9 protein-coding genes are annotated in these 7,670 nt (G+C 60.7%); 2 read left to right on the top strand and 7 right to left on the bottom strand.

All coding sequences use genetic code 11. The features are described from left to right. The first annotated feature begins 304 nt into the window (after positions 1-304). A complete protein-coding gene (locus K0H47_RS15250; protein WP_017479105.1) occupies positions 305-787 on the top strand; it encodes a hypothetical protein in 483 nt (160 codons plus the stop codon). A 146-nt stretch (positions 788-933) separates the two neighbouring features. Beyond that, the gene (locus K0H47_RS15245) at positions 934-2,208 is read left to right on the top strand and encodes an OmpP1/FadL family transporter (protein WP_026078188.1); all 1,275 of its coding nucleotides are present in this window, start codon (positions 934-936) and stop codon (positions 2,206-2,208) included. Positions 2,209-2,273: 65 nt separating this feature from the next. Here the strand turns inward: K0H47_RS15245 and K0H47_RS15240 are convergent, their stop codons facing one another. The 7 genes from K0H47_RS15240 to cobU form a co-directional block, all read right to left on the bottom strand. Then, positions 2,274-2,825 (bottom strand): glutathione peroxidase, encoded by a 552-nt coding sequence (locus tag K0H47_RS15240; protein ID WP_218264272.1) that lies wholly within the window; start codon positions 2,823-2,825, stop codon positions 2,274-2,276. Positions 2,826-2,975: 150 nt separating this feature from the next. After that, positions 2,976-4,175 (bottom strand): MFS transporter, encoded by a 1,200-nt coding sequence (locus tag K0H47_RS15235; RefSeq protein WP_177071784.1) that lies wholly within the window; start codon positions 4,173-4,175, stop codon positions 2,976-2,978. Positions 4,176-4,237: 62 nt separating this feature from the next. Beyond that, positions 4,238-4,642 carry a MarR family winged helix-turn-helix transcriptional regulator gene (locus K0H47_RS15230; protein WP_063032418.1) on the bottom strand — a complete coding sequence of 135 codons (405 nt, stop codon included), beginning with the start codon at positions 4,640-4,642 and terminating at the stop codon, positions 4,238-4,240. 42 nt (positions 4,643-4,684) lie between these two features. Beyond that, positions 4,685-5,413 (bottom strand): adenosylcobinamide-GDP ribazoletransferase, encoded by a 729-nt coding sequence (locus K0H47_RS15225; protein ID WP_219273117.1) that lies wholly within the window; start codon positions 5,411-5,413, stop codon positions 4,685-4,687. A 2-nt stretch (positions 5,414-5,415) separates the two neighbouring features. Then, the gene (gene cobC / locus K0H47_RS15220) at positions 5,416-5,991 is read right to left on the bottom strand and encodes an alpha-ribazole phosphatase family protein (RefSeq protein ID WP_063032422.1); all 576 of its coding nucleotides are present in this window, start codon (positions 5,989-5,991) and stop codon (positions 5,416-5,418) included. After that, positions 5,988-7,043 carry a nicotinate-nucleotide--dimethylbenzimidazole phosphoribosyltransferase gene (gene cobT, locus K0H47_RS15215; protein ID WP_063032424.1) on the bottom strand — a complete coding sequence of 352 codons (1,056 nt, stop codon included), beginning with the start codon at positions 7,041-7,043 and terminating at the stop codon, positions 5,988-5,990. Before cobT ends, cobC begins: the two co-directional genes overlap by 4 nt. Then, positions 7,040-7,561 carry a bifunctional adenosylcobinamide kinase/adenosylcobinamide-phosphate guanylyltransferase gene (gene cobU / locus K0H47_RS15210; protein WP_177027068.1) on the bottom strand — a complete coding sequence of 174 codons (522 nt, stop codon included), beginning with the start codon at positions 7,559-7,561 and terminating at the stop codon, positions 7,040-7,042. Before cobU ends, cobT begins: the two co-directional genes overlap by 4 nt. Between the last annotated feature and the right edge of the window lie 109 nt (positions 7,562-7,670).

Genomic DNA, 7,670 nt, shown 5'->3' with positions numbered 1-7,670 from the left:
TGCCAGAGGTCTGGTATCGGATTTTCTAGGAAGCCCGGCGTGGGCTCAAATGCTTAAGTGAACAGCATTAGGTTAAAACCCGGGGTTTTTTATTGCCTGAAATTCAGGCGCGCTAAGTTTAAATTGATATAAACGATATAACTAAATGATGAAAATATTTTAAAAACAGTCCTTTACGTCGCAAATATGACACTACACTTCAACTCAAGCGGCATGATCCGCTTCCGGCGAGCCTGAGATCCGATTCACTGCTGCCAAGCCCCCTCTCAGGTATCGCCGACCAATTTCATGGATTGAGGCTTTTATGGGCATCGCCGCCAGCGAATTGTGTCGTTATGTGATCCGGCCCACCCTGCTTTATCTGGGTCGCCATAACCCGACTGCCGAATCCCTGCTGCTGGGCATCGCCGCCAGCCAGTCGGCACTTGGCTCAGCCCTGCACGACCGCCGCGGCCATGGCCTCTACAGCATCACCGAACCCCGCCACCGTGCGCTGTGGGATGACTACCTGGCGCTGGACCCCGAACGCGCCAGCCTGGTTCGCGGCCTCGCCAGCCAGCATGCCTTCCTCAGCGGGCCGCAGCTCGAGCTGACGGTCAACCTGCGTTACGCCACCGCCATCGCGTGGCTGCTGGTGGAACAACACCGTCCAAACCTGCCACCGGCCGATGATGTATTGGCGATGGCGCGTATCTGGAAAGAAATATTTCACCCCCAGGGCCGGCTTCGGGATTTCACCCAAGCCTGGCAAACCTGTGTTTTACCCATGAATCACGTCGCCTGTTGACCGGGTGACTTGCAAGATTCGGCTAAAAACGTTGATTTTGGTCGGATTGTCCTACAAAACCGCTCTATCTCCTATGTTTCAGCCTATAGCGCTAACTTAAAAATATTGTTACTTTCCGCAGCGGTGATCACCACGGAGTTCTAATAATGAAAAAAGTAATGCTCAAGACGACACTTAGCCTCGCCGTTGCAATGGCATCCTCCCATGTGTTCGCGAGCGGCTTCGCCCTCAACGAACAAGACGTTGCTGGGATGGGTACCGGTTTTGCGGGGCGCTCATCATCTGCCGATAACGCAAGCACTGTTTATGGCAACCCTGCCGGTATGGCTCGCCTTGAAGGCCAGCAGATTACGGGTGGTGTTGCAGCCATCGACGCCTCGACCGACATCAAAGATGCCGGCGGCCGTTCCAGGGGCACCAACAAAGGCGATATGGTTCCCTTCACCGGCGTACCGTTCGGCTTCTACACCAACAAACTCAACGATCAGTGGGCTGTCGGCTTTGGTGTCTACGCACCGTTCGGCCTGGTGACTGATTATGAACGCGGCTTCCAGGGCAGCGGGTTTGGCAGCTACAGCAAAGTGTCTGTCATCACCCTCCAGCCGACGGTCAGCTACGCGTTCAACGACCGGGTTTCCATCGGTTTCGGCCCCACCATCAACCGGATTTCCGGCAAGCTGGAATCCGAACTGACCCTGAACCCTGCCGTGCCTTCGACCAACGTCACGATCAAGGGCGACGATACCGCCATTGGTTTCAACGTCGGCGTACTGGTACAGGCCACCGATACCACCCGCGTCGGCCTGACCTACCACTCCAAGGTCAGCTACAAGCTTGACGGCCACACCGAGGTGACGGCGCCTGCTCCGACTGCCGGCGCTATTGGCAGTGGCCGCTACGACGCCTCGCTGAGCATCGATACGCCAGAGTCTTACGACCTGTCGGTAACCCAGGACCTGACTGATGCCTGGAAACTCTATGGTGGTGCTACCTGGACCCGCTGGAGCCGCCTGAAAGACATCACGGTCAAGAACCAAGGTGTAACAGGCGCCAACGGCTTTCTCGCACCTTCGGTCATCGGCACTATCACTGAACCTCAGAACTGGCACGACACCTGGGCCTACGCCCTGGGTACTTCGTACCAGGTCACCAAGCAAGTGGTACTGCGTACCGGCCTGACGTTCGACCAGTCGCCAACCAACAACACTGACCGCTCCCCACGTATTCCTACTGGCGACCGGACCATCTTCAGTGTGGGCCTGGGTTATGCCGTGATGGATAACATGACTGTCGACCTGGCTTATTCCTACCTCAAGGAAGAGCCGGTCAAAGTCAACAAGTCCAATGCACTGGGTTCCTACAGCGCCAAGTACGAAAACAGCGCCAACGGTTTCGGCCTGGGCGTAACGTACAAGTTCTGATGTAAAGCGACATAAAAAAGCCCCGCTCTCTTGCAAAAGAGGCGGGGCTTTTTAGTGGGCGGTAATCAGGGTTTAGAAGCCAGCGCCTCTTCCACCGCCTTGATCAGGTCCGGACTATCCGGTTTGGTCAGGCTGGAGAAATTGGCGATCACCTTGCCCTGGCGGTCCACCACGTACTTGTAGAAATTCCACTTCGGCGCGCTGCTCTGCTGCGCCAGCATCTTGAACAGATGCACCGCGTCCGGGCCCTTGACCTTCTGTGGTTCGGTCATGGTGAAGGTCACGCCGTAATTAACGTAACAAACCTTGGCAGTTTCCTCCCCGGTCTTGGCTTCCTGCTTGAAGTCATCGGACGGCACGCCTATCACTTCCAGCCCCTGGCCCTTATAGCGCTGGTATAAGGCCTCAAGCCCTTTGAACTGCGGCGCAAAACCGCAGAAGCTGGCGGTGTTGACGATCACCAGCGGCTTGCCGGCGAAGCGCTGGCACAGGTCGATGGATTCCTTGGCGCGCAGCTTGGGCAGTTGGCCTTCAAGCAACGGCGGGCAATCGGCGGCCATGGCGACGCCGCCAAAAGCCACCATCAGAGCGGGTACTGCGAGCCAGCGCATCTGCATGTCAGGTGTCCTTGAAAAGTCTCAGACACAGAACTTAACAGATCGCCATGCCCAACTGCATCAATGCCAGACCGCCCTGTTGCCAGCCCCACCACGCCAGAAGCAGCAGGACTGCTGCCCCTGCTGCGCCGAGCCAATGCCAGGTCGAATTCATGCCACCCCCATTTGCGCCTGCAAACGTGCCACCGGGCGCTCGCGCACCGGCCAGTTCAGCGCCGCTGCCACCAGACTCAGGACGATTGCCACCTGCCAGATCAAATCGTAGTTACCGGTTCGATCATAGACCACCCCGCCCAACCAGCCCCCGAGGAACGAACCCAGTTGGTGGAACAGGAACACGATCCCACCGAGCATGGAAAGGTTTCTGACACCAAACAGGGTCGCGACCGTGCCGTTGGTCAGCGGCACCGTGGACAGCCACAAGAAGCCCATGGCCATGCCAAACAGGTAGGCGCTGGTTTGCGTCACCGGCGCCCACAGGAAAATCACAATCACCACCGCCCGCAGCAGGTACAAACCGGTCAACAGGCGCGGCTTGGACATACGCCCGCCGAGCCATCCCGCCGTATACGTGCCGAAGATATTAAACAGGCCGATCAATGCCAGTACCGTGGTACCCACAGAAGCCGGCAAGTGCTGGTCCACCAGGTACGACGGCAAGTGCACGCCGATAAACACCACCTGGAAACCGCAAACAAAGAACCCAAACGCCAGCAGCCAGAACCCCGAATGGGAGCAGGCTTCACCCAAGGCTTCGCGCAGGGTCTGTTGGCCGGCTACCGCGGGCAGCGGACGGTCCTTCAGCATGGTCACCAACGGCACAATCAGCGCCACCATCAGCCCCAGCACCAGCAACGCGGCGGACCAGCCAAGCCAGCCGATCAAACCCAGGGTGCCCGGCAACATGGCGAACTGACCGAAGGAACCGGCGGCGCTGGCGATGCCCATGGCCATGCTGCGTTTTTCCGGCGCAACGGCGCGGCCCACGACGCCGAGGATCACCGAGAATGAGGTTCCCGACAGACCAATGCCGATCAGCAATCCGGCACTCAGGGACAGCGACCACGCTGAATCCGATAAGCCCATGAACACCAAGCCCAGCGCATAAAGCACGCCACCAATCATCACCACCTTGGCCGCACCAAAGCGGTCGGCCAGGGCGCCGGTAAAGGGCTGCGCCAGGCCCCAGATCAGGTTTTGCAGGGCAATGGCAAAGGCAAAGGTTTCACGGCCCCAGCCGAATTCGGCACTCATGGGCGCCAGGAACAGCCCAAAGCCATGCCGCACGCCCAAGGACAACGCGAGAATCAGCGCACTCCCCACAAGAATCCAGCCGCTGGTGCGCCACATCGAGGTCATTTCTTATTCTCCGCTCGCGGGTATATACCCGCTTATCATCGAAAAAACTCGCTTTAAGCGAGTTCATCCAGCAAGGCCAACAGGGTTTCGCGCTTTTCGGCGCCCAACTTATCGATCAATTTCTGCTGCGCCGCTTCCCAGGCCGGCAATGCCGCCGCAAGCCGTTCGTTACCTGCCTCGGTGAGCAGAACCAGGCGATTGCGCAGGTCATCGCCCTCGACCAGTTGCACCAGGCCCTCGCCCTCCAGCACCCGCAAATTACGCCCCAGCGTGCTGCGATCCAGGCCCATGGCGTCGGCCAGGCTGGAAATACTCGGTTGATCGAGGCGCTGCAAGTTACACAGCAAAGAATACTGGGCAACGTTGATCCCGAAGCCGTCGAGAGCGCCGTCGTAATGCCTGCTGACGCCACGAGCGGCGCGACGCAGGTTGGTGCATAAACATTGGGAAGCAAGCATAGAGCGTGTATATACCCGGGATTAATGAAATGCAAGAAACTGTTACAGCGCCAGGCCGACCAACACCGCAACCTCCAATAGCTCCAACAGCGCGCCGGCGGTGTCGCCGGTGGTGCCGCCGAGGCGATTAACCATCAGCTGGCGCAAGCCGATAAAGCAAAGGGCCGCCAGCAATACGGCAATCCCGCCGCTGAAACCGCCGATCAAGATACACGCCAGACCGCTGAGGATCAGTACCTGTTGGCCGACGATGCGTGGTAAATGGTCCGCCAAGGCCTGCCCCAACCCACCCGCGCGCACATAGCGTGTGGTGAGAAACAGCGCCAGCATCGAAGCGCGGCCAATCAACGGTGCGAGGATCAGCGCGACGCCGTTGTGCTGCTCAATCAACGCTACCAGCGCGGTGAACTTGAGCAACAGCACCAGGCCCAGGGTGACCACCGCGATCGGCCCGCTGCGCGGGTCTTTCATGATGGTCAGGGTGCGCTCGCGATCGCCGAAGCCACCGAGCCAGGCGTCGGCGCTGTCGGCCAGGCCGTCCAGATGCAAGCCGCCGCTGAGCAACACCCACGCAGTCAACAACAGCGCGGCGTGCAGCAGCAATGGCGCGCCCATCAACACCGCGTTCAAGCCCCACAGCAGCAGCCCGAACAATAGCCCCACCAGCGGATAAAACAGCAACGACCGCCCCAACTCCTGCGGCTGCGGCATGCCGGGCAAGCGAATCGGCAGGCTGCTGAGAAACTGCAAGGCGATCCAGAACGGCAACATGCTCAGAGTCCTTCCCTTAATACGCCATCGGCCTCGACCTGCAGGCTGAACAGGCCACCGTGGCCCACTTCAACATTCAACAGTTGCTCACGCGGCAAACCGCGCGCCTGAGCCAACAGCAAACGCATGACTCCGCCGTGGCTGATCAGCAGCACTCGCTGGCCGTCATAGGCTTGATGCAAGCGCGCGATGGCGCCCAATACACGCGCGGAGAACTGCGACACCGGCTCGCCCTGCGGCGGCGTGAAACTGTAGGGGTCAGCCCAGAACAGACCCAGCGCGTCGGCGTCGGTTTCCATCAAGGCTTCGGCGCTCTGCCCTTCCCAGGCGCCGAAGTGTAGCTCCTGCAGGTCTTTTTCCAGGGTGACCGGCAGGTTCAGGCGCGCGCCCAGCTCATCAGCAAACCGCGCGCACCGTTGCAGCGGCGAGCTGACCAGTCGGTCCCACGGGCCCTGCTCCACCACCGCCCCACGCATCTGCTCCCAGCCCTTGGCGGTAAGCGCATCGTCCAGGCTGCCGCGCAAGCCGCCGCCCAGTTCGGTTTCGCCGTGGCGCAGCAGGTCCAGGTGCAAAGTCATGCCGGGCGGTCCGCCACGGCCGCTTCGGCGAAGGTCGCCATTTGCCCATGCAGCGCGCAGGCCAGGCGCAGCAACGGCACGGCCAGCGCGGCGCCACTGCCTTCGCCCAGGCGCAGGCCGAGCTCCAGCAATGGTTCGGCATTGAGGCTTTGCAGCACGTGACGATGGCCAGGCTCGGCACCGCGGTGGCCGAACAGCAGCCATTCACGGCAGCCGGGATTCAGGCGCGTGGCGACCAGCGCTGCGACCGTGCAGATAAAGCCGTCCACCAGCACCACGACCCCTTCTTGAGCGCAGGCCAGGTAGGCGCCGACCAGCGCGGCAATTTCAAAGCCTCCGAGGTTGAACAGGGTTTTCAGGGCGTCATCACGGTCGCCTGCGTGCAGCGCCAGGGCGCGTTCGATGACGGCGACTTTGTGGCTGACACCCTGAGCGTTCAAGCCGGTACCGGGGCCGGTCAGGTCGCTGACCTGGCAATCCAGCAGCGCGCAGGCCAGGGCACTGGCGGCGGTGGTATTGCCGATGCCCATTTCGCCGCCGATAAACAGCTGCGCGCCGCTCGCGATGGCGCGGTGCACGCTGTCGCGGCCGGCTTGCAGGGCCAGTTGGCCCTGGGCCTCGGTCATGGCCGGGCCGTTGACGAAGTTGGCGGTGCCGAGACCGATATTCAGGTGGCGTACGCCCGGTAGGTTCAACGTCGGGGTGATGGTGCCGAGGTCGACCACTTCCAGCTTGGCGTCGAGTTGACGGGCCAGCACGCTAATGGCCGCGCCACCGGCGACGAAGTTGTGGAGCATCTGGCCGGTGACTTCCTGGGGGAAGGCGGAGACACCTTCGGCGACTACGCCGTGGTCGCCGGCGAAGATCGCGATCCACAGGTGGTCGACGCTGGGTTTGACCTGGCCCTGGAGGCCGGCCAGTTGGACGGCCACGGCTTCCAGTTGGCCGAGGGAGCCGGCGGGCTTGGTCAGTTGCTGCTGGCGGGCCAGGGCTTGTTCGTTGGCTTGGGTGTCGATTGCTTTGCAGGGGTTAAGCCACCAGGTGTCGGTCATAACGCAGTACCTTTTAAAGTCAGGGGCAGGCCGGCGACGGTCAGGACAACGCGCTGACAACGTTCGGCCAAGGCTTGATGCAGCCATCCGGCTTCATCGACATAGCGGCGAGTCAATTCGCCCAGCGGGACGACACCTAGTCCGGTCTCGTTGCTGACAAAAATGATTTCTCCTGGGAGGGTGGCCAGGGTTTGTAGCAAGGCCTCGCGCTCGAGGTTGAGACGGTCGGGGTCTTCGAGCATCAGCAGGTTGGTGAGCCATAAAGTCAGGCAGTCGACCAACAGGCAATGGTTCGGGGTGGCGTTTTCCTTGAGAACACGGGCCAGTTCGATGGGTTCTTCGATCAGGGCCCATTCGGATGGGCGGCGTTCGCGGTGGTGGGCGATGCGTGCGTTCATTTCGCCGTCCAGGGGTTGGCTCGTCGCTATGTAGGTGACGCTTAGGGCGCTGTCGGTGGCGAGCTTTTCAGCCAGGCGGCTTTTGCCGGAGCGGGCGCCGCCGAGGATCAACTGGAGCATGGGTTGTGCCTCTGTTTTTGACTGTGTGTATATCCGTTATTAGGTAACGGCGACTATTGGTTCCGCTCTTACAGCGGCTCACTTTTGAAAAGCGCAAAAGTAAGCAAAA

The organism is Pseudomonas sp. Xaverov 83 (assembly GCF_019352905.1).
GTDB lineage: Bacteria > Pseudomonadota > Gammaproteobacteria > Pseudomonadales > Pseudomonadaceae > Aquipseudomonas > Aquipseudomonas yamanorum.
The sequence above is the reverse complement of the archived record's forward strand: the minus strand, read 5'-3'. Positions and strand labels throughout refer to the sequence as shown.